Consider the following 21,846-nt stretch of genomic DNA (forward strand, 5'->3'; position numbering starts at 1 on the left):
CACCGGCACGTCGAAGGCCGGCCTGCCGAGGACGAGGTCGAAGTGCGGGTGGGTGAGTGCGAGATGCGTCACGTGGGAGCCGTCCCCGAGGAGGCGTCCGGCCGCGCGCCGCACGGCCTCGCCCTGCGCGAGGCTCGCGCCCGGGTCCACGAGGAGGGCCGCGCCCTCGCCCCGTACGAGCCCCGCCGTGCAGTCCCAGCCGGGCAGCCGCAGCCGCGCCACACCGGGCGCCAGGTGTTCCCACTCCGGCAGTTCCGTCGGCTCCATCGCGCTCCCCGCTCGTCGGTGGCGGCCCCGGGGACGCCCGGCGGGCACCCGTCGTCCCCGCCGCGTCCCCGCTGCCCCTGCCGCACCCCTGCCCCGTTCCGTCCCGCTCACCCCGGTACGCGCCCGTACGCGGGCGGGCGTCGCCGGTGAAGTGCCACAAAGCGCCGCACGGCCTTGCCCGGGGCCCACCGTACGGCCGTACACTGGCCGGGGAAGTTCTGGCACTCAGACAGGGCGAGTGCCAGGCCCGGACCGGAGGTTCCGGCCGGAGGCCAGGGAGGTGGCGGCGTGCTGAGCGAACGCAGACTCGAAGTGCTGCGCGCCATCGTCCAGGACTACGTCGGTACCGAGGAGCCCGTCGGCTCCAAGGCTCTCACCGAGCGGCACCGGCTCGGCGTCTCCCCGGCCACCGTGCGCAACGACATGGCGGCCCTGGAGGACGAGGGGTACATCGCCCAGCCGCACACGAGCGCGGGCCGTATCCCGACCGACAAGGGCTACCGCCTCTTCGTGGACAAGCTCGCCGACATCAAGCCGATGACGGCGCCCGAACGCCGCGCCATCCAGAGTTTCCTGGACAGCGCGGTCGACCTGGACGACGTCGTGGGCCGGACCGTACGGCTGCTCGCGCAGCTCACGCGGCAGGTCGCGGTCGTGCAGTACCCCTCGCTGACGCGCTCCACCGTGCGGCACGTCGAGCTGCTCTCGATGAGTCCCGCGCGCGTCATGCTGGTGCTGATCACGGACACGGGCCGCGTCGAGCAGCGGATGATCGACTGCCCGGCGCCCTTCGGCGAGACCTCCGTGGCCGATCTGCGGGCCCGGCTCAACAGCCGGGTCTCGGGGCGGCGCTTCGCCGACGTCCCGCAGCTCGTCCAGGATCTGCCCGACTCCTTCGAGCAGGAGGATCGCGGCACGGTCGCCGTCGTCCTGTCCACGCTGCTCGAAACGGTGGTCGAGGAGACCGAGGAACGCCTCATGATCGGCGGTACGGCGAACCTCGCGCGGTACGGGCAGGACTTCCCCCTCATGATCCGGCCGGTGCTGGAGGCGCTGGAGGAGCAGGTGGTGCTCCTGCGGCTGCTCGGCGAGGTCAACGACCCGCGCATGGCGGTCCGGATCGGTCATGAGAACGCCTACGAGGGGCTCAACTCCACCTCGGTGGTGTCGGTCGGTTACGGTTCGGGCGGCGAGGCAGTCGCCAAGCTCGGCGTGGTCGGACCGACCCGCATGGACTACCCCGGAACGATGGGAGCGGTACGCGCAGTGGCTCGTTACGTCGGACAGATCCTGGCGGAGTCGTAAGTGGCCACGGACTACTACGCCGTACTCGGCGTGCGCCGCGACGCCTCCCCGGACGAGATCAAGAAGGCCTTCCGCAGGCTGGCCAGGGAACTCCACCCTGACGTCAACCCCGACCCGAAGACCCAGGAGCGGTTCAAGGAGATCAACGCCGCCTACGAGGTGCTCTCGGACCCGCAGAAGAAGCAGGTCTACGACCTCGGCGGCGACCCGCTCTCACAGGCCGGCGGCGGCGGTGGCGGGGCCGGCTTCGGCGGCGCGGGCTTCGGGAACTTCTCGGACATCATGGACGCCTTCTTCGGCACGTCCCAGCAGCGCGGCCCGCGCTCGCGGACCCGCCGGGGCCAGGACGCCATGATCCGCCTGGAGATCGACCTCAACGAGGCGGCCTTCGGCACCACCAAGGAAATCCAGGTCGACACCGCGATCATCTGCGCGACCTGCAACGGCGAGGGCGCGGCTCCCGGCACCTCGGCGCAGACCTGCGACATGTGCCGCGGGCGCGGGGAGGTCTCGCAGGTCACGCGGTCCTTCCTCGGCCAGGTCATGACCTCGCGGCCCTGCCCGCAGTGCCAGGGTTTCGGCACGATCGTGCCGAACCCGTGCCCCGAGTGCGCCGGTGACGGCCGCATCCGCTCGCGGCGCACGCTGACCGTGAAGATCCCCGCCGGGGTCGACAACGGCACGCGCATCCAGCTCGCGGGCGAGGGCGAGGTCGGCCCGGGCGGCGGTCCCGCCGGTGACCTCTACGTCGAGATCCACGAGACGGCCCACTCCGTCTTCCAGCGGCGCGGCGACGACCTGCACTGCACGGTGACGATCCCGATGACGGCCGCGGCGCTCGGCACGAAGGTGCCGCTCGACACGCTCGACGGGACCGAGGACGTGGACATCCGTCCGGGTACGCAGTCGGGCCAGTCCGTGCCGCTGCACGGGCGCGGGGTCACGCATCTGCGCGGGGGCGGGCGCGGTGACCTCATCGTGCACGTCGAGGTGCAGACGCCGGGCAAGCTCGACGCGGAGCAGGAGCGGGTGCTGCGGGAGCTGGCCAAGCTGCGCAACGAGGAGCGGCCCACGGGGCAGTTTCAGCCGGGCCAGCAGGGGCTCTTCTCACGGCTCAAGGACGCGTTCAACGGGCGCAGCTGACGCGTCCGGCGTCCGGCGGCCGACGCGTCCGGCCGACGGCTGGGCGCGGCCGACGCCTCCGGCGGGCGGCTGAGCGGTGGTCGCCGCGGTCCGGGGCGGGCCTCTCGGGGCTCCGCCCCGGACCCGTTCCTCCCACTCCGCGGGGGCGGGAGGAGCGGGTCCCGTGAATGCCGCAGGCGCGGCTCGTGGGACGATTTCGGGATGTCCTCTGTGTTCGGCGAGTTGTTGCGCCATCCCGTTGTGCAGGCTCCCATGGCCGGTGGTGCCTCCTGTCCCGAGCTGGCCGCCGCCGTGTCGGAGGCCGGAGGGCTCGGGTTCCTCGCCGCCGGGTACAAGAGCGCCGAGGCGGTACGCGACGAGGCGCGGCGGACCCGGGAGCTGACCGGGCGGCCCTTCGGCGTCAACCTCTTCCTGCCCCAGCCGGAGACGGACGCCTCCGCGGTCGCCGCGTACGCGGACGGGCTCGCGGAGGAGAGCACCCGCTACGGGGCCCCGCTCGGCGACCTGCCCGAGGGCGCCCTGGACGACTTCTTCGAGGCGAAGGTCACCGCCCTGCTCGCCGAACCCGTCGCCGTCGTCTCCTTCACCTTCGGCTGCCCCAGCCGCGACGTCCTCGACGCCTTCCAGCGCGTGGGCACCCTCACCGTCGTCACCGTGACCACGCCGGAGGAGGCGCGCGCCGCGCAGTGGGCGGGGGCGGACGCGCTGTGCGTGCAGGGCGTCGAGGCCGGTGGCCACCAGGGCACCCACCACGACGAGCCCGGCACCGACGGCTGCGGGCTCGGACTCCTCAGCCTGCTCGAACAGGTCCGCCAGACCGTGCCGTTGCCCTTCCTCGCGGCGGGAGGGCTCATGCGCGGGACGCAGGTCGCCGCCGTGCTCGCGGCGGGCGCGGAGGCCGCTCAGCTCGGCACCGCCTTCCTGCCGTGCCCCGAGTCCGGGGCGCACCCCGTGCACAAGGCCGCGCTGACCAGCCCGCACTTCACCCGCACGACCCTGACACGGGCCTTCTCCGGCCGCCCCGCGCGCGGGCTCGTCAACCGCTTCGTACGGGCCCACTCGGCCGCCGCCCCGGCCGCGTACCCGCAGGTGCACCACCTCACGGCGGGACTGCGGCGCGCCGCCGCCGGGGCGGGGGACGCGGACGGCATGGCACTCTGGGCCGGGCAGGGCCACCGCCTGGCCCGTCCGCTCGCCGCCGGGCGTCTCGTGGAGACGCTCGCCGCCGAGACGCGCGCGGCGCTCGCCCCCGCGCGCTGAGCGCGGGCCGAGGCCCGGCCCGCCCCGTACCGCTGAAAGGACCGGCATGACCGCCCCCGTCTTCCTCGCTCCCCGGCTCGCCGAAGAGGCCGTGCCCGGCGGGGTCTTCGTCCTCGACGGACCCGAGGGGCGGCACGCGGTCTCGGTGAAGCGGCTGCGGCCCGGTGAGGAACTCGTGCTCAGCGACGGAGCCGGGCGGTGGGCGCCGTGCGTCGTGACGGCGGCCGAGGGCAAGGACCGGCTGAGCGTCGAGGTCGGTGAGCTGCGCGAGGAGCCGGTGCCGAGCCCCCGGCTCGTCGTGGTGCAGGCGCTGCCCAAGGGCGACCGGGGCGAACTCGCCGTCGAGACGATGACCGAGACCGGTGTCGACGCGGTCGTTCCGTGGCAGGCGGAGCGCTGCGTGACGCAGTGGCGCGGCGAGCGGGGCGCGAAGTCCCTCGCCAAGTGGCGGGCGACCGCGCGCGAGGCGGGCAAGCAGTCGCGCCGTCCCCGCTTCCCCGAGGTGGCTGAGGCCGTCTCCACGAAGGAGGCGGCCGCCCTCCTGTCCCGCGCGGCGCTCGCCGTCGTGCTCCACGAGGACGCGGGGACGGCGAGCACCCCGCTCGCGACGCTGCCGCTCCCCCCGTCCGGCGACATCGTCCTCGTCGTCGGCCCCGAGGGCGGCGTCGCCCCCGCGGAACTCACGGCCTTCACCGCGGCCGGCGCCCACGTCTGCCGCCTCGGCCCCTCCGTCCTGCGCACCTCGACCGCCGGTACGGCGGCGGTGGCGCTGCTGTCGGGGCGGACCGGGCGCTGGAGGTAGAGCGGCACGGCGCGCGGTGGGGCCGGACGCCGGGCACGGGCCGGGTCCTCCCTCGCGCCGAGGGGCGCGGACGCTGCCTCCCACCGGGGCGGGGAGCCGGTGACTTCGCCGGTGGAGGAACTTTCCCGCGGGCGTGGTGCGTCGGGGTGCGGGGCGCAAGCATGAGGGGATGATCCGTGCGTCTTCACAGGGCCTCTCCTTCGATTCCGCCGCCGCTCGTTATGCCGCGCACCGTCCCTCCTATCCCTCCGCTCTTCTCGACGCGATCGAGGAGCTTGCCGGGTTCTCGCTCGTCGGGGTACGCGTCGCCGATGTCGGGGCCGGGACCGGACTGGGGACGCGCGTCCTGGCCGCACGAGGAGCTCGGGTCGTGGGTGTCGAGCCGGGCGGCGGGATGGCCGCCCAGTTCCGGGCCGGGCTGCCTTCGGTTCCGCTCGTGCGCGGGGACGGCAACGCCCTGCCCCTGGGTTCCTCCTCTCTCGACGCCGTCACCTACGCCCAGTCCTGGCACTGGACCGACCCCCTCCGTTCCGTTCCCGAGGCGCTGCGGGTACTGCGGCCCGTGGAGCGCTCGCGCTCTGGTGGAACGACTCGGACGGCGCGGTGCCGTGGGTGGGCCTTGACCCTGGAGTTTGAACACGTCTATGCGGCTCGGGCCAGGGTAGTTGAGGTTGGGTGGACGGTGATCTCGTAGGTGATCGGGGCTCGCTGGCCGAGCCGGGAATGACGGCGTCGGGTGTTGTAGCGGGACAGCCAGTGGAAGGCGTCGAGTCGTGCCTCGCGCTCGCTTGACCAGCCCTTTCGGCCCTTCAACGTCTCCCTTTTAAAGCTGGCGTTGAACGATTCGGCGGCGGCGTAGTCCGCGCTGGACCCGACGGCGCTCATGCTCTGCAGGACACCGGCCCGGCGGCAGGCGTCCGCGAAGGCCCCGCTGGTGTACTGGGCTCCGTGATCGGTGTGCATGATCGCCCCGTTCAGACTGCCGCGGGTCCGTTCCGCGGCGGCGAGGGCGTCGATGACGAGCTCGGTGCGCATGTGGTCGGCGATCGCCCAGCCTGCCAGGCGGCGCGAGCACAGGTCGATCACTGTCGCGAGATAGCAGAACCGTCCGCCGCCGACGCTCAAGTAGGTGATGTCACCGACGTACTTGGTGTTGATCTCCTTCGCGGTGAAGTCGCGGCCGATCAGGTCCGGGGCCTTCGCGGTGGCCGGGTCGGCGATGGTGGTGCGGTGCCGGCGCCGCAGACGGACCCCTTCGAGGCCGATGGTCCGCATGATCCTGGCAACGCGCTTGTGGTTGACCGCCTGGCCGCCATCGTCGCGGAGCTCGGCAGTGATCCTCGGGACTCCGTAGGTGCCGTCGGACTCCTTGTGGGCCTTGCGTATCCGGGCCGCGAGCCGGTCGTCAGCGGCCTGACGGGCCATGCGAGCCGGGGCGGTGCGACGCCAGTAATAGAAACTCGAGCGGGCGATCCCGAGAATGTCGCAGAGCCGCTTCACGCCGTATCGGCGCTGGTGATCCTCAACGAACTGGCAGCGGTTCACCAGCGCGTCTCCGTCGCGAAATACCGGGCCGCCTTGCGGAGGATGTCGCGTTCTTCCTCCAGCTCGCGGATCCTCTTGCGCGCGGCGGCCAGCTCCGCCTGAACCGGGTCACCGGCAGGCTGCGGTGCCGTTGCGGGGGCGGAATGGGCACCGGCGCGGCGTCCGTCGGCGGCCCGGATCCAGTTCCGCAGCGTCTCGGTGTTCACTCCGAGATCGGCGGCGACCGACTTGATCGTCGCTCCCGGACGCGACCGGTACAACGCGACCGCGTCCGCCTTGAACTCGGCGGGGTAATGCTTCATCCCCACAGGGACTCCGTTCTCCTGGACCATCAAGATCCAAGTCTCTCCGGTGTCCAAACTCCAGGGTCAGGGCCCGGTCGCCGGGCAGGACGTGCGGCTGCGGCGCCTTTTCCTGGGCGGCGACAGCCCGTACGACCCCGAGGCCCGCTTCCGGCGGCTCCCGGACGCGCCGCCCTTCGCGCGGCGGCACGTGCGGTGGAGCCGGGACGTCTCGCTCGACGCGCACCTCGCCAACCTCGCCACGTACTCCGATTTCCTCGTCCTCGGCGAAGAAGGCACGGAACGCTTCCTCGCCGAGGAGCGGGAGATCCTGGCGCGGGCCTTTCCCGACGGGAACGTCCGGGAGCGGTACGTGGTCAGCCTCGCCGTCGCCGTGCGGTGACCCGCCGGCACGTCAGTCCGTCAGGGACGCGCGGGGCCAGTCCCGTACGGCTATCTCCAGCAGGACCCGACGTTCCCCGGGGCGGGCCGGTATCGCCGGGTCCCAGCCGTACTTGGCGAGGAAGGACTCGCGTACCCCGGCGGGGAAACCCGTGCGGTGCACACGGGTGTCGCCCTCGGCGACCAGGGGGGCGGGGCCGTCCAGGGCGAGCGTGGCGCGGGGGCGGCGTTCGAGCAGGCGGACCAGGGCGCCGCCCGCCGCCGCGCCGATCCACCACACGCCGTCGAGGAAGACGAACCACGTGGCGCGCACGAGGGGCGGACCGTCCGCCCGCGCGGCGCACAGCCACACGGTCCGCGCCGTGCGCAGCCGTTCCTGAGCCGGGGTGTTCTCCGTCGTCGTCACGAGATCAATCCCAACCCCTGCGCGGCCCGCGCGGAAGCCTTCGGCGCCAATCTGTGGATAACTCCTTGTAATCAATAAATTCGCTCACTCGAACGGGTAACGGCGGTCGCGACTTCACCGGAGTTGTCCACAGCTTGCCCGAGAGGGCCTGTCCACCGTCCGTCACCGTGCTTAGGGTGGCTCTTGTGACACAGCCTGCCTACCTACGGTTTCCGCACATCCATGGCGAGTTGATCGCCTTCACCGCCGAGGACGACGTCTGGATCGCCCCGCTCGACGGAGGGCGTGCCTGGCGCGTCAGCGCCGACAACGTCCCCGTCCAGCGTCCGCGGATATCCCCGGACGGCGCCACCGTCGCCTGGACCTCCCATCGCGAGGGCGCGCCCGAGGTCTTCGTCGCGCCCGTCGAGGGCGGCCCCTCCCGCCGCCTCACCTACTGGGGCAGCGCCAAGACGGCCGTCCGCAGCTGGACGCCCGCGGGCGAGGTCGTGGCGATCACCTCGCACGGCCAGGCGTCGATGCGCCGCACCTGGGCGCACGCGCTGCCCCTCGACGGCTCCGCCTCGCGCCGCCTCCCGTACGGCCCGATCGGCGACCTCGCGCACGAGCCGGAGGGCGAGCGCGTCCTGCTGGGCACCGTCCCGAGCCGGGAGCCCGCCTGGTGGAAGCGCTACCGGGGCGGCACGGCCGGGAAGTTGTGGATCGGGCCCGACGCGGAAGGCGCCTGGCAGCGGGTGCACGCGGACCTGGACGGCAACATCGAGTCCCCGCTTTGGGCGGGCGGCCGCATCGCCTTCCTCTCCGACCACGAAGGCGTCGGCGCGCTCTACTCCTCGCTGCCCGACGGCAGCGACCTGCGCCGCCACTCGCCCGTGGACCCCGACGCCTTCTACGCCCGCCAGGCCGCCACCGACGGCACCCGTGTCGTGTGGTCGAGCGCGGGCCGGCTGTGGATTCTCGACGACCTGGAGGGCGCCGAGCCGCGCCCGCTGGACATCGTTCTCGGCGGACAGCGCGCCGATCTCCAGCCCTTCGCGATCTCCGCGTCCCGCTGGCTCTCCGCCGCCCGCCCCGACCACACGGGCCGGGGCAGCGCCGTCCTGGTGCGCGGCGCCGTGCACTGGGTGACGCACCGCGACGGCCCCGCGCGTGTCCTCGCGGGGGAGCAGGGTGTCCGGGCCAGGCTGCCGCGTACCTTCCGCCTCGACGGCGAGGAGTGGGTGGCCTGGGTGACGGACGCCGAGGGCGAGGACGCCATCGAGTTCGCGCCCGCGACCGGTGCGGCCCCCGGCACCGCCCCGCGCCGGATCGCGGCCGGCCGGCTCGGCCGCGTCCTCTCCTTCGCCGTCGCCCCGGACGGCGAACGGCTCGGCGTCGCCAGCCACGACGGGCGGGTCCTGCTCGTGGAGCGCTCCTCCGGCGAGGTGCGCGAGGTGGACCGCACCGAGGACGGGGACGCGAGAGAACTCGTCTTCTCGCCCGACTCCACGTGGCTCGCCTGGTCGCACCCGGGCCCCGACCCGCTGCGTCAGCTCAAGCTCGCGCACGTCTCGGACCTCGCCCCCGTCGAGGCGACCCCGCTGCGGTTCAAGGACTACAGCCCCGCCTTCACACCGGACGGCAAGCACCTCGCGTTCCTCTCGGACCGCGCCTTCGACCCGCTGTACGACGCGCACAACTTCGACCTCGCGTTCATCGGCACGACCCGCCCGCACCTCATCACGCTCGCCGCGACGACCCCCTCGCCCTTCGGCCCCCAGCGGCACGGCAAGCCCTTCGAGACACCCGACAAGGAGGGCACCCCCGAGGGCGGGGAGGGCGGCGGCCCGCAGACCCGGATCGATGTGGACGGTCTCGCCGACCGCATCGTGCCCTTCCCCGTCGAGGCCGGTGAGTACTCCTCCCTCCAGACCGCCAAGGACGGTGTGCTCTGGCTGAGCCATCCCGTCTCCGGCGTGCTCGGCACCTCCGGCGCCGGGCCGGACGACGAGGGAGGCAAGACGAGCCTGCTCCGCTGGGACTTCCCGCAGCAGCGTGTCGAAGAACTCTCCGGCGACGCCCACTCCTACGCCGTCACGGGTGACGGCAAGCGCGTCCTGCTGCGCGGCGGCGACAAGCTCCGCGTCGTCCCGAGCGACCGCCGCGCCCCCGGCGACGACGACCACGAGAACAACGTCGTCGTCGATCTCGGCCGCGTCCGCCAGCTCATCGATCCCGCGGCCGAGTGGCGGCAGATGTTCGACGAGAACGGCCGCCTCATGCGCGACAACTTCTGGCGCCCCGACATGGGCGGTGTCGACTGGAACGGGGTCCTGGACCGCTACCGTCCCGTCCTGGAGCGGCTCGCGACCCACGACGACCTCGTGGACCTGCTGTGGGAGGTGCAGGGGGAACTCGGTACCTCGCACGCCTACGTCACCCCGGCCGCGCACGGCCACGGTTCCCTGCGCGCCGGGCTGCTCGGCGCGGACATCTCCCGGCACGAGGACGGGCAGTGGCGCGTCGATCGCGTCCTGCCCTCGGAGACCTCCGACCCGCACGCACGCTCGCCGCTCGCGGGCCCCGGCATCGCGGTACGGGCCGGGGACGCGCTCCTCGCGATCGGCGGCCGCCCGGTGGACCCGCTGCTCGGCCCAGGGCCGCTCCTCGCGGGCACGGCCGGGCACGTCACCGAGCTGACGATCGGCCCGGCGGGCGGCGGCGAGCCGCGGCACGTCGTCGTGGAGCCGCTGCGTGACGAGGAGGCCCTGCGCTACCACGACTGGGTCGCGGACCGCCGCGCCTACGTGCACGAGAAGTCCGGCGGACGCCTCGGCTACCTGCACGTACCGGACATGATCGGCTCGGGCTGGGCGCAGCTCCACCGCGATCTGCGGGTGGAGATCGCCAAGGAGGGCCTCGTCGTGGACGTCCGCGAGAACCGGGGCGGGCACACCTCGCAGCTCGTCGTAGAGAAGCTCGCCCGGCGCATCATCGGCTGGGACGTCTCGCGGACGGTGCGGCCGGTCAGCTACCCGGAGGCGGCCCCGCGCGGGCCCGTCGTCGCGGTCGCCAACGAGTTCTCCGGCTCGGACGGGGACATCGTCAACGCGGCGATCCAGGCGCTGAGGATCGGGCCCGTCGTCGGGACGAGGACGTGGGGCGGGGTCATCGGGATCGACAACCGCTACGGGCTCGTGGACGGCACGTCCGTCACACAGCCGAAGTACGCGTTCTGGTTCGAGACGGTCGGGTGGGGCGTCGAGAACCACGGCGTCGATCCGGACGTGGAGGTCGTCGTCGCGCCGCAGCAGTACGCGGCGGGGGAGGACCCGCAGCTCGACGAGGCGGTCCGGCTGGCGCTGGCCGCGCTGGAGGAGACGCCGGCGAAGACGGCGCCGTCCTTGCCGGGGGGCGGCCAGGAGTAGGTGACCCGGGGGCGGGGCGGGCCTCGCGGGGCTCCGCCCCGGGCCCCGCTCCTCAAACGCCGGAGGGGCTGGGATGTGGTGCGGCGGGGATGTGGTGTGCCCGGGATGCCGTGCGCCCGGGATGTGGTGCGGCGGGGACGCGGTGCGCCCGGAGGCGCTTGGGCACGTGGGGTGGGGGACTTGTGTCGTGCTGGAGAGTGGGTGGGTGAGGGGGTGTTCGGGGCCGGGGGGCTGGTGGGGGAGGGCCGTTAACATTTCCTCAGCTTCGTCGTTCCCCGAGAGGAGTCCTCTTCATGGCTGGTGAGCCGCAGGCGGATTGTCTGTTCTGCAAGATCGTGGCGGGCGAGGTGCCGGCGACGGTGGTGCGGCAGGACGAGCACACCATGGCGTTCCGGGACATCAACCCGCAGGCGCCCACGCATGTGCTCGTCGTGCCCAGGGCGCACTACCCCAACGCCGCCGCGCTCGCCGCCGATCCGCGGCTCAGTGCCGCTCTCCTCGCGGCGGCCGGCGAGGTCGCCACGCAGGAGAAGATCGACGAGTCCGGGTACCGGATCGTGTTCAACACCGGTGCGGGGGCCGGGCAGACCGTCTTCCACGTGCACGCGCACGTCCTCGGGGGCCGCGGGCTCCAGTGGCCCCCCGGCTAGGGTGAGGCCATGGCCGGGCGTGAGCTTGTCGTTCTCGGGACCGCGAGTCAGCTGCCCACGCGGCGCCGCGGGCACAACGGGTATGTCCTGCGGTGGGACGGGGAGGCGTTCCTCTTCGATCCCGGCGAGGGCACCCAGCGGCAGATGACCCACGCGGGGATCTCCGCGACGGCGCTGCACCGGCTGTGCGTCACACACTTCCACGGGGACCACTCGCTCGGCCTGGCCGGGGTGATCCAGCGCGTCAACCTCGACCGGGTCCCGCACCCGGTGTACGCGCACTACCCGGCGAGCGGGGAGGAGTACTTCCGGCGGCTGCGGTACGCGACCGCGTACTACGAGAGCGTCGGGATCACCCCCGTGCCCGTGCACGAGGAGGGCATGCTCGCGACGACCCCCGCGTACACCCTGGAGACACGGCGGCTCAGCCACCCCGTCGACACCGTCGGCTACCGGCTCACCGAGCCCGACGGGGTGCGGATGCGGCCGGAGGCGCTGGCGGCGCACGGGATCGAGGGGCCGGACGTGGGACGGCTGCGGCGCGAGGGCGTACTGCGCGGCGTACGGCTCGAAGAGGTCAGCGAGGTGCGGCGCGGGCAGCGTTTCGCCTTCGTCATGGACACCCGGCTGTGCCAGGGGGCGCGCGAACTCGCCGAGGGCTGCGACCTCCTCGTCATCGAGTCGACCTTCGCCGACGAGGACGCGGCGCTCGCCGAGGAGCACGGCCATCTCACCGCCGGGCAGGCCGCCGCGCTCGCCCGCGACGCGGGGGTGCGGCACCTCGTGCTGACGCACTTCTCGCAGCGGTACGAGGACCCCGCCGTCTTCGGGCGCCAGGCCCGCGCGGCGGGTTACGAGGGCGGGCTGACCGTCGCCGAGGACTTCGACCGGGTGCCCGTACCGCCACGGCTGTGACGGACCGCGGGGAAGCCGCCGCGCGATGGCCTCTCCCCGTCCCGCGCCCCGTCCCCGTGCGCCCGGCTGCCGCTCGGCTCCGCGCGTGACCCGGGCCACGCTCCGGCTGCCTGTGATTCCCGTAGGATTCCCGGATGCCCACTTCTGTACCCATCCCCAAGGCGGAGCTGCACCTTCACATCGAAGGCACTCTGGAACCGGAGCTGGCCTTCGCGCTCGCCGCCCGCAACGGGGTCACGCTCAGCCACGACGACACGCTCGCGCTGCGCAGCGCCTTCGCCTTCCAGGATCTCCAGTCCTTCCTGGACCTCTACTACGAGCTGATGGCGGTCCTGCGCACCGCGCGCGATTTCGAGGAGCTGGCCGACGCGTACCTGGAGCGGGCCGCCGCGCAGGGCGTGCGGCACGCCGAGATCTTCTTCGACCCGCAGGCGCACACCTCGCGCGGGGTGCCGTTCGCGACGGTCGTCGAGGGGCTCGGGCGGGCGCTCGACCGGTCGGTGGAGCGGTACGGGATCAGCACCCGGCTGATCATGTGCTTCCTGCGCGACCAGCCCGTCGCCGACGCGCTCGCCACGCTCGCCGAGGCGGAGCCCTTTCTCGACCGCATCACCGGGGTCGGCCTCGACTCGGCCGAGCTGGGAAACCCGCCAGGGCCCTTCCGCGAGGTCTACGAGCGGGCCGCCGCGCTCGGGCTGCACCGGGTCGCGCACGCCGGGGAGGAGGGCGGCCCCGAGTACGTCACCGAGGCGCTCGACGCGCTCGGCGTGGAGCGGGTCGACCACGGGCGCCGCGTCCTGGAGGACCCCGCGCTGGTGGCGCGGCTCGTGCGCGAGCAGATCCCGCTGACGCTGTGCCCGCTCTCGAACGTGCGGCTGCGCGGTATCGCCACGATGGCCGAGCACCCGTTGCGGGACATGCTCGACGCGGGCCTGAAATGCACCGTGAACTCCGACGACCCGTCCTACTTCGGCGGGTACGCGCAGGACAACTTCGACGCCGTCCGCGCCGCGCTCGGCCTCAGCGAGGACCAGGAACGCACCCTGGCCCGCAACTCCTTCGAGGCCGCCTTCCTGGAGGACGACGAGGAACTGCGCGCGCGGTACCTCAAGGCCGTCGGCGCCCACCGCTTCGCGCGCTGAGGCGCCGGGGGACGCCGGAGGAGCGGAGGCGGAGGCGCGGGGACACGGATCGGGGGCGGCCCGCGGATACAGGTCGCCCACCCCGTGCCACGCGGTGGCCCCGGGCCCGTACCGGCCGGCGCCCCGCCCCGCGCCCGCCCCGTCCCCGTACAGCCGGGCCGCCCGTCCCCGTACCACCGCCCCCGCCTCAGCCCCCCACCCGTTCCGGTCCCGCCGTGCCGAAGGCCGCGCGGTCGGGGTCCGTCGTGGTGACCGCGATGGACGTGATCGTCTGTTCGGGGGCGCCGATGCGGGGGATCGTGCCCGAGGGGGCCCCGGCGCGGGCCGCGACGAGGGCCGCGCTCGCGCCGCCCCTGCGCCGTACCGCGCCCGGCACGAGCGGGCGTCCGCCGGTGTGCAGCGCGACCGCGGTGAGCGGCACCGCGAGGAGCAGGAGCGCCGTCGCGAGGACGAGGCCCATGCCCGTGAAGCCGGCCGACTCGACGAGCAGGCTCCCGGTGACCGGGCCGCACGCCACGCCGAGCGAGGACGCCGAGCCGACGAGGACCGCCCAGCGCCCGCGCGGGTCGAGCGAGGCGGCGAGGCCGATGAGGTAGGAGAGGACGACCGGGTAGCCGGTGTTCCACAGCACCTCGCCGCCGGCGAAGGTCCCGAGCCCGTGCGCGGACGCGCTCACCGCGATGCACCCGGCGATCACCACCGTGCCGAGTCCGATCGGCGCCGCGCGCCCGGCCCGTGAGCCCAGTGCCCCGGCGCCGAGCACGCCGAGGAGCCCGCCGCCGAGCGCGAGGGCGAAGACCGCGCCGACCGCGACCTCGCCGAGTCCCGCCTGTTCCGTGCCGATCCGGCCGCTCACGCCCCACAGCGCGTTCTGCGCGAGTGACCAGCCCGCGACCGAGAGCGCGAGCACGAGACCGGAGCGGCGGCGGGGGAGCCGGCCGGTGCTCACCTCGGGGGCGGCGGGGACGGCCCGCGCGAGGCCGCGCGTCGCCGGCCAGACGAGCAGCGGCACCACCGCGAGGGCGAGCAGCGGCAGCCGGTGGCCGAGGCCGAAGTGGGGGAGCGTCAGGTAGAGCGCGCCCGCGACGCCCGAGACCGAGAGCAGCCCGGCCGAGGAGGCGCGGTGCGGGTCGCGCAGTGCCGCGATGCCGGAGGCGGCGACGGTCGTGGCCGCGCCCGAGCCGAAGCCGCCGAGCACGACGCCGAGCACCACCAGCGGCAGCACGCCGCTGAGTGCGGCGAGACCGTAGCCGAGCGAGGCGAGGAGCAGTCCGGCGCGTGCGACGCGGCGGGCGCCGAAGCGTTCGACGCGGGAGGCGAGCGTGAATCCGGCGCTCGCCGAGCCGAGCAGCAGTCCGCTGCCGACGAGCCCGGCGTGCGCGGGGGTCAGCCCGAGCCCGGTGCCGATGCGGGAGACGACGGTGGGCAGGAGGTAGGAGGCGAGATAGCCGGCCGTGAAGAGGGCGACGAGGGGCCGGGCGGGGCGCGGAGGCACGGGCGGTTCCAGAGCGGGTGCGAAGCGATGGGGGGAGGGGTCCGTCCGCCGGTTCGGGGCAGCGCGAGGCAGCCCGGAAGGGCGGTACGGGAAAAGGGGGTTCGCCACCGATCGCCGGGGCCGCCGGGCCGGGAGAGGTACCGGTGCCGGGGCTGTGCGAGGGGTGCGCGAGGCAATTTGTATCAAGCCGCTTCATCACCCGAAAAGCCGGGCCGGTGTGAGCTGGGTCACTTAATGTTTGAGGTGGGGGAGGTCGGGTACACGTGTCGGTTCGCGCGTTGTGGGCAGCGCGAAAGAGGACTCGTCAACTTGCTTGCGACGAGTCCGAGTTGTCGTGTGCGCCGGTAGTGCGCCGGGTTCGGGAGCCCTTGTGCGCTGCTCCGCTCCGGCGTGCCTCGGTGACCGGGGACACGCGGCCGGGCGGCGGGCAGACGGCCCGGCCCGGCCTTCCGGCCCGCCCTTCGCCCGGCCCGGCCTTCCGGCCCGTCCACCGCACGCCCGGCCCTACAGGCCCGCCCTCTCAGGCCCGGCCCCCACCGCTCCCGCCGTGCTCAGCCCCGCGCCGCGCGCTCCAGAATCCTGGCCGCCACCGCAGGGGAGTCCACCAGCGGGTGGAGGGCCAGGGCGCGCAGGGCCGCCGTGCGGTCCTTGAAGAGCGCCGCCTCGATCGTCGCCCGCTCGACCGCCTTGAGCTGGAGCATCAGCCCGAGCTCGGCCTCGCCGAGCGGCGCGCACGGCAGCGGGCGGGCGCCGCTCGCGTCCACCTCGCACACCGTCTCGATGACCGCGTCCGGCGGGAGCTGAGGCACCGTCGTCCCGTTCCGCACGTTCAGGATGAGTCGGGTGCCGCGCGCGTCGCCCGCGACGGCCCGCATGAGCGCGAGCGCCACCCGGTCGTAGCCGCCGCCCGCCAGGTCCTCCTCGTCGCGCTCCCAGCCGCCGCTCGCCTCGCGGCTCTCGGCCATGTACGTCTCCTCGCGCTCCCGGCGCGTCGCCTCCCACAGCGCGTACGCGCGGGCGGGCTCGCGCGCCGCGGCCGCGAAGAACGCCTCCTGCTGCTCGCGCAGGAACTCGCCGCGCGTGGCGTCCGCCGCGCGCACCGCGGCCAGGGCCTCGCGGCGGAAGTAGTAGTAGTGCAGGTACTCGTTGGGCAGCGAGCCGAGCGCGCGCAGCCAGTCGGCGCCGAAGAGCCGCCCCTCCTCGAAGGACTCCAGGGCGGTGCGGTCCGCGAGCAGCGCCGCGAGCAGGTCCGTGCCGTCCGCCGCGCGCAGGGCGCGGAGCCAGCCGAGGTGGTTGAGCCCCACGTAGTCGTACGAGAGCGGGCCCGGCGCGGCGCGCGCCGCCCGCGCGGCGCGCCGCACGAGGCCCACGGGCGAGTCGCAGATCCCGATGACGCGCTCGCCGAGCACCCCGGCCATCGCCTCCGTCACCGTCCCGGCCGGGTTGGTGAAGTTGATGACCCAGGCGTCCGGGGCCACGGCCCGTACCCGCTCCGCGATCGCCACCGCGACGGGCACGGTGCGCAGCCCGTACAGGACGCCGCCCGCGCCGACCGTCTCCTGGCCGAGCACGCCTTCCGCGAGCGGCGCGCGCTCGTCGGCGACACGCCCGGCGGTGCCGCCCACGCGGATCGCGGAGAAGACGAAGTCGGCGCCGCGCAGAGCCGTGTCCAGGTCCTCGGCGGTACGGACCCGGGGACCGCCGCCCGGCAACTGCTCCAGGACCGCGCGGATCACGCCGAGGCGCACGGAGTCGCTGTCGTACAGCGTCAGCTCGTCGATCTCGCCGCCGGTCAGCGCCCCGTACACGAGCGGCACCCGGAAGCCGCCACCGCCCAGAATCGTCAGCCTCATGATCCGGAACGTACCCCACGGCGCGCGCCTCGCACCCGGCGCCCATCGGGCACACTGGCCGCAATCGCACCGACCAGGGGAGGCACGCACCGTGAGCACCGATCCGTACGGAACCGGCCCCGCCGCCCCCCGCGGCGAGCCGCCCGCCACCCCTCGCGCCGAGCCGTCGGCCGCCGCCCGCACCGGCCCGCAGGGCGCCCCCCGGCTGGACCCGCTCGCCGCCCTCCGCGACCCCGCCGGGCCCGTCTGCGACGTCTACCTCACCGGGACCGTCTTCCTGGACATCATCTTCACCGGGCTCGACTCGGCGCCCGTGCGCGGTACCGAGTCCTGGGCGCGCGGCATGGGCTCCAGCCCCGGCGGCGTCGCGAACATGGCGACCGCGCTCGCCCGGCTCGGGCTGCGCACCTCGCTCGCCGCCGCCTTCGGCGACGACCACTACGGCGAGTACTGCTGGGGCGCGCTCGCGCAGGGCGAGGGCATCGACCTGACGCCCTCCCGGCGCGTCGCGGGCTGGCACTCGCCCGTGACCGTCTCGATGGCGTACGAGGGCGAGCGGACGATGGTCTCGCACGGGCACGACGCGCCGATCCCCGAGCCCGCGCCCGAGACGGTGCCGCCCGCGCGCGCCGCCGTCGCCTCCCTCGCGCCCGGCCGGCCCGCGCCGTGGATCGCGCACGCCGCGGCACACGGCACGCGGGTCTTCGCGGATGTCGGCTGGGACGAGTCGGGGCGCTGGGACCTCGCGGCGCTCGGCGACCTCGGCCACTGCGAGGCGTTCCTGCCGAACGCCGAGGAGGCGATGCGCTACACACGCACCGCGTGCCCGCGGGCCGCCGCGCACGCGCTCGCCGAACACGTCCCCCTCGCCGTCGTCACCCTCGGCACGGAGGGCGCCTACGCGGTGGACGGGCGGACGGGCGAGAGCGCCGACGTGCCCGCGATCCGCGTGCCCGCGCTCGACCCGACGGGGGCCGGGGACGTCTTCGTCGCCGGGTTCCTCACCGGCAGCCTCGCCGGGTGGCCGCTCGCCGACCGCCTCGCCTTCGCGGGCCTGACCGCCGCGCTCTCCGTCCAGGAGTTCGGCGGCTCGCTCTCGGCCCCCGGCTGGGCGGAGGTCGCCACCTGGTGGCGCCACGTCCAGGCGTACGACGACCAGGACCCGGCGGCACTGCGCCGCTACGCCTTCCTGGACGCCCTCCTGCCCGGCGCGGGCACGAGCGCCCCGTGGCCCAGGCGGCGAGCGGTGCCGACGATCGGGTTCCGGGCCGGGAGCGGCGGAGTGGGCTGAGACAGGGCGGTACGGGCCGAGACGCGGCGGCGGGGGCTCGCCTCACCGCCTACCGGGCGCGCGGGCCCGTCGCGCGCGGTCGGGTTCGTGTCAGGTCGTACGGGTCCGTCTCACGTCGTACGGGTCCGTCTCACGTCGTACGGGTCCGCCCGGCGTCGTAGGGGACGGGTCCCGCGCGCGGCGGAGGGCTCCGCCGCGCGGCGGAGCGCCCCGGGCCTTCCGCGTCCGTCTCGCGGAGGGTTTCTCGGCTCCGGGCGAAAAGCCCTGCGATCCGGCGGCTCGCGGGTCGTACGCTTGGTCCCAAGAGGTTTTCGATCGGCGAGGACCTGACACGGGAGGTATGCGCAGGCCACAGTGCCGGCCCATGACTCAGACACCCACAGCTCACAGCCCCGAGCGTTCCACCGCTCGCATCACCGTCCCGGCGAAGCACCCCATGGTGACGGTCCTCGGCTCGGGCGATTCGCTGCTCCGCGTCATCGAAAGCGCCTTCCCCGGCACGGACATCCACGTCCGGGGCAACGAGATCAGCGCGCAGGGACCCGCCGCCGACATCGCCCTCATCCAGCGCCTCTTCGACGAGATGCTGCTCGTGCTGCGCACCGGTCAGCCGATGACCGAGGACGCCGTCGAGCGCTCCATCTCGATGCTCCGCGCGAGCGGCGCGGGCGAGCCCGGTGGGGAGGAGCACCCCGCCGAGGTGCTGACCCAGAACATCCTCTCCTCGCGCGGGCGCACCATCCGCCCCAAGACGCTCAACCAGAAGCGCTACGTCGACGCCATCGACAAGCACACGATCATCTTCGGTATCGGCCCCGCCGGTACCGGCAAGACGTACCTGGCGATGGCCAAGGCCGTGCAGGCCCTCCAGTCGAAACAGGTCAGCCGCATCATCCTGACCCGCCCGGCCGTCGAGGCCGGCGAACGCCTCGGCTTCCTGCCCGGCACGCTCTACGAGAAGATCGACCCCTACCTGCGTCCCCTGTACGACGCGCTGCACGACATGCTCGACCCCGACTCCATCCCGCGCCTCATGGCCGCCGGGACGATCGAGGTCGCGCCGCTGGCGTACATGCGCGGCCGTACCCTGAACGACGCCTTCATCATTCTCGACGAGGCGCAGAACACGAACCCCGAGCAGATGAAGATGTTCCTCACCCGCCTCGGCTTCGAGTCCAAGATCGTCATCACCGGCGACGTCACGCAGGTCGACCTGCCCGGCGGGACGAAGAGCGGCCTGCGGCAGGTCCAGGACATCCTGGAGGGCGTGGAGGACGTGTCGTTCTCCCGGCTCAGCTCGCAGGACGTCGTCCGGCACAAGCTCGTGGGCCGGATCGTCGACGCGTACGAGAAGTACGACCATGCCCACGAACGCGAGCAGGACCAGGGCCGCCATCAGGGCGGTCGCGCGCGGGGCGGCCACGACGGAAACGGGAAGTAGACCGGACCAGCACCATGTCGATCGACGTCAACAACGAGTCCGGCACCGAGGCCGACGAGGAAGCCATCCTCGACATCGCCCGCTACGCCCTGGGCCGGATGCGCATCCACCCGCTCTCCGAGCTGTCCGTGATCCTCGTGGACGGCCCCGCGATGGAACAGCTCCACGTGCAGTGGATGGACCTTCCAGGACCCACCGATGTCATGTCCTTCCCGATGGACGAACTGCGTCCCCCGGTCAAGGACGACGAGCAGCCCCCCCAGGGGCTGCTCGGCGACATCGTGCTGTGCCCCGAGGTCGCCGAGCGCCAGGGCCGCGAGGCCCCCACGGAGCACTCCATGGACGAGGAGCTCCAGCTCCTCACCGTCCACGGAGTGCTCCACCTGCTCGGCTACGACCACGAGGAGCCCGACGAGAAGGCCGAGATGTTCGGCCTCCAGCAGGCCATCGTGGACGGCTGGCGCGGCGAGCGCGGACTCACCGGGCCCTCGCCGGCCCCGACGGTGTCATGAACCGCCGAAAACCCCTCCGCCCGGGGGGACTCGCGTGAGCTACCAGCTGATCAGCGGCGCCGTCGCGCTCGTCGTCGTGGCCTGGCTCGCCGCCTGCGCCGAGGCCGGGCTCGCCCGCGTCTCCAGCTTCCGCGCCGAGGAGGCCGTACGGTCCGGGCGGCGCGGCAGCGCCCGCCTCGCGCAGGTCGCCGCCGACCCGACCCGCTACCTCAACGTGGCCCTCCTCGTCCGGGTCGCCTGCGAGATGGCGGCGGCGGCCCTCGTCACCTACGCCTGCCTCAAGGCGTTCGACACGACGTGGTCCGCGCTGCTCGTCGCCATCGCCGTGATGGTCCTCGTCAGCTACGTCGCGGTCGGCGTCTCGCCGCGCACGATCGGCCGTCAGCACCCGCTCAACACGGCGACGGCGGCGAGCTACGTCCTCGTGCCGCTCGCCAAGGTCATGGGCCCGGTGCCCCCGCTGCTCATCCTCATCGGCAACGCGCTCACGCCCGGCAAGGGCTTCCGGCGCGGCCCCTTCGCCTCCGAGGCCGAACTGCGGGCGCTCGTGGACCTCGCCGAGAAGGAGTCGCTCATCGAGGACGAGGAGCGCCGCATGGTGCACTCGGTCTTCGAGCTGGGCGACACCCTCGTGCGCGAGGTCATGGTGCCGCGTACCGACCTCGTCTCCATCGAGCGGTTCAAGACGATCCGGCAGGCGCTCACGCTCGCGCTGCGCTCAGGCTTCTCGCGCATACCGGTCACGGGCGAGAGCGAGGACGACGTCGTCGGGATCGTCTACCTCAAGGACCTCGCCCGCAAGACGCACATCAGCCGCGACGCCGAGTCCGAACTGGTCTCCACGGCGATGCGCCCGGCGACCTTCGTGCCCGACACGAAGAACGCGGGCGACCTGCTGCGCGAGATGCAGCAGGAGCGCAGCCACGTCGCCGTCGTCATCGACGAGTACGGCGGCACGGCGGGGATCGTCACCATCGAGGACATCCTGGAGGAGATCGTCGGCGAGATCACCGACGAGTACGACCGCGAACTGCCACCCGTCGAGGACCTCGGCGGCGGCCGGCACCGCGTCACCGCACGCCTCGGCACGGACGACCTCGGCGAGCTGTACGGCATCGAGGAGTACGACGACGAGGACGTCGAGACGGTCGGCGGGCTCCTCGCCAAGGCGCTCGGCCGGGTCCCCATCGCGGAGTCCTCGGCCGTGGTCGAACTCCCCGATGGGCGTGAGCTGCGCCTGACGGCGGAGTCCTCGGCGGGCCGCCGCAACAAGATCGTCACGGTGCTCGTGGAGCCGGTCGGCGAGGACACCGGACCCCGTGCCGAAGACGCGCTGAGCAAGGAGAACGCGGGATGAAACCGGCGGCGCTGCGCGCCCTGTGCCTCTCCTTCAACGCGGTCGCCGAGGAGTTCCCCTTCAACCCGGAGACCTCCGTCTTCAAGGTCAACGGGAAGATCTTCGCCCTCACGGACCTCGGCGGCGAGCCGCTCAAGGTCTCGCTCAAGTGCGAGCCCGAGGAGGCGGTACGGCTGCGCGAGGCCCACCCCGGCATCGTCGTGCCGGGCTGGCACCTCAACAAGCGGCACTGGAACACGGTGACGGTGGGGGAACTGCCCGCCGTCCGGGTCCGGGAACTGGTCGAGGACTCGTACGACCTCGTGGTGGCGAAGCTGCCGAGGGCGGAGAGGCTGCGACTGGAGCGCCCGTGACCCGGGGTCCCGGTGACGG

Annotated in this window: 19 protein-coding genes and 1 pseudogene; 15 read left to right on the top strand and 5 right to left on the bottom strand. The window is 73.6% G+C overall.

Annotation, left to right across the window (positions count from 1 at the left end; all coding sequences use genetic code 11):
- A partial coding sequence (locus SSBG_RS20595; protein ID WP_037870272.1) for an MBL fold metallo-hydrolase occupies window positions 1-267 on the bottom strand: 267 nt, incomplete at its 3' end.
- Window positions 268-555: 288 nt separating this feature from the next.
- Here SSBG_RS20595 and hrcA point away from each other — a divergent pair.
- The 5 genes and pseudogenes from hrcA to SSBG_RS20620 all read left to right on the top strand — a co-directional run.
- Entirely contained in the window at window positions 556-1,572 is a 1,017-nt protein-coding gene (gene hrcA, locus SSBG_RS20600) for a heat-inducible transcriptional repressor HrcA (protein ID WP_008747998.1), read from the top strand.
- The gene (gene dnaJ / locus SSBG_RS20605) at window positions 1,573-2,715 is read left to right on the top strand and encodes a molecular chaperone DnaJ (RefSeq protein ID WP_008747999.1); all 1,143 of its coding nucleotides are present in this window, start codon (window positions 1,573-1,575) and stop codon (window positions 2,713-2,715) included.
- Between the two features lie 201 nt (window positions 2,716-2,916).
- The gene (locus SSBG_RS20610; RefSeq protein WP_008748000.1) at window positions 2,917-3,975 is read left to right on the top strand and encodes a nitronate monooxygenase; all 1,059 of its coding nucleotides are present in this window, start codon (window positions 2,917-2,919) and stop codon (window positions 3,973-3,975) included.
- Window positions 3,976-4,021: 46 nt separating this feature from the next.
- Window positions 4,022-4,777, top strand: a complete 756-nt coding sequence (locus SSBG_RS20615; RefSeq protein ID WP_008748001.1) for a 16S rRNA (uracil(1498)-N(3))-methyltransferase — start codon at window positions 4,022-4,024, stop codon at window positions 4,775-4,777.
- 169 nt (window positions 4,778-4,946) lie between these two features.
- A pseudogene (locus tag SSBG_RS20620) lies at window positions 4,947-5,392 on the top strand (class I SAM-dependent methyltransferase); the annotation flags it as partial.
- A 27-nt stretch (window positions 5,393-5,419) separates the two neighbouring features.
- Here the strand turns inward: SSBG_RS20620 and SSBG_RS20625 are convergent.
- A protein-coding gene (locus SSBG_RS20625) for an IS3 family transposase (protein WP_086023070.1) occupies window positions 5,420-6,630 on the bottom strand; the annotation gives its coding sequence in 2 pieces (ribosomal slippage) (window positions 5,420-6,339 and window positions 6,339-6,630; 1,212 coding nt in all).
- A 43-nt stretch (window positions 6,631-6,673) separates the two neighbouring features.
- Between SSBG_RS20625 and SSBG_RS20635 the strand changes: the two genes are divergently transcribed.
- Window positions 6,674-7,006, top strand: a complete 333-nt coding sequence (locus SSBG_RS20635) for a hypothetical protein (protein WP_008748004.1) — start codon at window positions 6,674-6,676, stop codon at window positions 7,004-7,006.
- 12 nt (window positions 7,007-7,018) lie between these two features.
- On the opposite strand, the gene SSBG_RS20640 is transcribed toward SSBG_RS20635, so the two are convergent.
- Window positions 7,019-7,411: a pyridoxamine 5'-phosphate oxidase family protein gene (locus tag SSBG_RS20640; RefSeq protein ID WP_008748005.1), complete on the bottom strand. Its 393-nt coding sequence runs from the start codon at window positions 7,409-7,411 to the stop codon at window positions 7,019-7,021.
- Window positions 7,412-7,596: 185 nt separating this feature from the next.
- Here SSBG_RS20640 and SSBG_RS20645 point away from each other — a divergent pair, with 185 nt between their 5' ends.
- The 4 genes from SSBG_RS20645 to SSBG_RS20660 all read left to right on the top strand — a co-directional run bounded on the left by SSBG_RS20645 (window position 7,597) and on the right by SSBG_RS20660 (window position 13,525).
- Window positions 7,597-10,818 carry a S41 family peptidase gene (locus SSBG_RS20645; protein ID WP_008748006.1) on the top strand — a complete coding sequence of 1,074 codons (3,222 nt, stop codon included), beginning with the start codon at window positions 7,597-7,599 and terminating at the stop codon, window positions 10,816-10,818.
- 293 nt (window positions 10,819-11,111) lie between these two features.
- Window positions 11,112-11,468, top strand: a complete 357-nt coding sequence (locus tag SSBG_RS20650) for a histidine triad nucleotide-binding protein (RefSeq protein ID WP_008748007.1) — start codon at window positions 11,112-11,114, stop codon at window positions 11,466-11,468.
- A gap of 9 nt (window positions 11,469-11,477) precedes the next feature.
- Window positions 11,478-12,383, top strand: a complete 906-nt coding sequence (locus SSBG_RS20655) for a ribonuclease Z (RefSeq protein WP_008748008.1) — start codon at window positions 11,478-11,480, stop codon at window positions 12,381-12,383.
- 134 nt (window positions 12,384-12,517) lie between these two features.
- Window positions 12,518-13,525 carry an adenosine deaminase gene (locus SSBG_RS20660; protein WP_008748009.1) on the top strand — a complete coding sequence of 336 codons (1,008 nt, stop codon included), beginning with the start codon at window positions 12,518-12,520 and terminating at the stop codon, window positions 13,523-13,525.
- Window positions 13,526-13,712: 187 nt separating this feature from the next.
- On the opposite strand, the gene SSBG_RS20665 is transcribed toward SSBG_RS20660, so the two are convergent.
- Window positions 13,713-15,020: an MFS transporter gene (locus SSBG_RS20665; RefSeq protein ID WP_008748010.1), complete on the bottom strand. Its 1,308-nt coding sequence runs from the start codon at window positions 15,018-15,020 to the stop codon at window positions 13,713-13,715.
- Between the two features lie 551 nt (window positions 15,021-15,571).
- Complete coding sequence (locus SSBG_RS20670; protein WP_008748011.1) at window positions 15,572-16,873, bottom strand: 6-phospho-beta-glucosidase; 1,302 nt, start codon at window positions 16,871-16,873, stop codon at window positions 15,572-15,574.
- A gap of 91 nt (window positions 16,874-16,964) precedes the next feature.
- On the opposite strand from SSBG_RS20670, the gene SSBG_RS20675 reads away from it, so the two are divergent.
- The 5 genes from SSBG_RS20675 to SSBG_RS20695 all read left to right on the top strand — a co-directional run bounded on the left by SSBG_RS20675 (window position 16,965) and on the right by SSBG_RS20695 (window position 21,827).
- A complete protein-coding gene (locus SSBG_RS20675) occupies window positions 16,965-18,164 on the top strand; it encodes a carbohydrate kinase family protein (RefSeq protein WP_008748012.1) in 1,200 nt (399 codons plus the stop codon).
- Between the two features lie 364 nt (window positions 18,165-18,528).
- Window positions 18,529-19,605 carry a PhoH family protein gene (locus SSBG_RS20680; protein ID WP_008748014.1) on the top strand — a complete coding sequence of 359 codons (1,077 nt, stop codon included), beginning with the start codon at window positions 18,529-18,531 and terminating at the stop codon, window positions 19,603-19,605.
- A gap of 14 nt (window positions 19,606-19,619) precedes the next feature.
- Window positions 19,620-20,117 carry an rRNA maturation RNase YbeY gene (gene ybeY, locus SSBG_RS20685; RefSeq protein WP_008748015.1) on the top strand — a complete coding sequence of 166 codons (498 nt, stop codon included), beginning with the start codon at window positions 19,620-19,622 and terminating at the stop codon, window positions 20,115-20,117.
- Between the two features lie 34 nt (window positions 20,118-20,151).
- Window positions 20,152-21,474 carry a hemolysin family protein gene (locus tag SSBG_RS20690; RefSeq protein WP_037870275.1) on the top strand — a complete coding sequence of 441 codons (1,323 nt, stop codon included), beginning with the start codon at window positions 20,152-20,154 and terminating at the stop codon, window positions 21,472-21,474.
- Window positions 21,471-21,827, top strand: a complete 357-nt coding sequence (locus SSBG_RS20695) for an MmcQ/YjbR family DNA-binding protein (protein WP_008748017.1) — start codon at window positions 21,471-21,473, stop codon at window positions 21,825-21,827. Before SSBG_RS20690 ends, SSBG_RS20695 begins: the two co-directional genes overlap by 4 nt.
- Window positions 21,828-21,846 lie beyond the last annotated feature (19 nt).

The sequence above is a fragment of the Streptomyces sp. SPB074 genome (assembly GCF_000154905.1).
Classification (GTDB): Bacteria; Actinomycetota; Actinomycetes; order Streptomycetales; family Streptomycetaceae; genus Streptomyces.

Bases quoted from the DNA above. Each gene is read 5' to 3' on its own strand.
- SSBG_RS20610 (WP_008748000.1), top strand. From the start codon at position 2,917: ATGTCCTCTGTGTTCGGCGAGTTGTTGCGCCATCCCGTTGTGCAGGCT.
- SSBG_RS20615 (WP_008748001.1), top strand. From the start codon at position 4,022: ATGACCGCCCCCGTCTTCCTCGCTCCCCGGCTCGCCGAAGAGGCCGTG.
- SSBG_RS20650 (WP_008748007.1), top strand. From the start codon at position 11,112: ATGGCTGGTGAGCCGCAGGCGGATTGTCTGTTCTGCAAGATCGTGGCG.
- SSBG_RS20655 (WP_008748008.1), top strand. From the start codon at position 11,478: ATGGCCGGGCGTGAGCTTGTCGTTCTCGGGACCGCGAGTCAGCTGCCC.
- SSBG_RS20660 (WP_008748009.1), top strand. From the start codon at position 12,518: ATGCCCACTTCTGTACCCATCCCCAAGGCGGAGCTGCACCTTCACATC.
- SSBG_RS20670 (WP_008748011.1), bottom strand. From the start codon at position 16,873: ATGAGGCTGACGATTCTGGGCGGTGGCGGCTTCCGGGTGCCGCTCGTG.
- SSBG_RS20680 (WP_008748014.1), top strand. From the start codon at position 18,529: ATGACTCAGACACCCACAGCTCACAGCCCCGAGCGTTCCACCGCTCGC.
- ybeY (WP_008748015.1), top strand. From the start codon at position 19,620: ATGTCGATCGACGTCAACAACGAGTCCGGCACCGAGGCCGACGAGGAA.
- SSBG_RS20695 (WP_008748017.1), top strand. From the start codon at position 21,471: ATGAAACCGGCGGCGCTGCGCGCCCTGTGCCTCTCCTTCAACGCGGTC.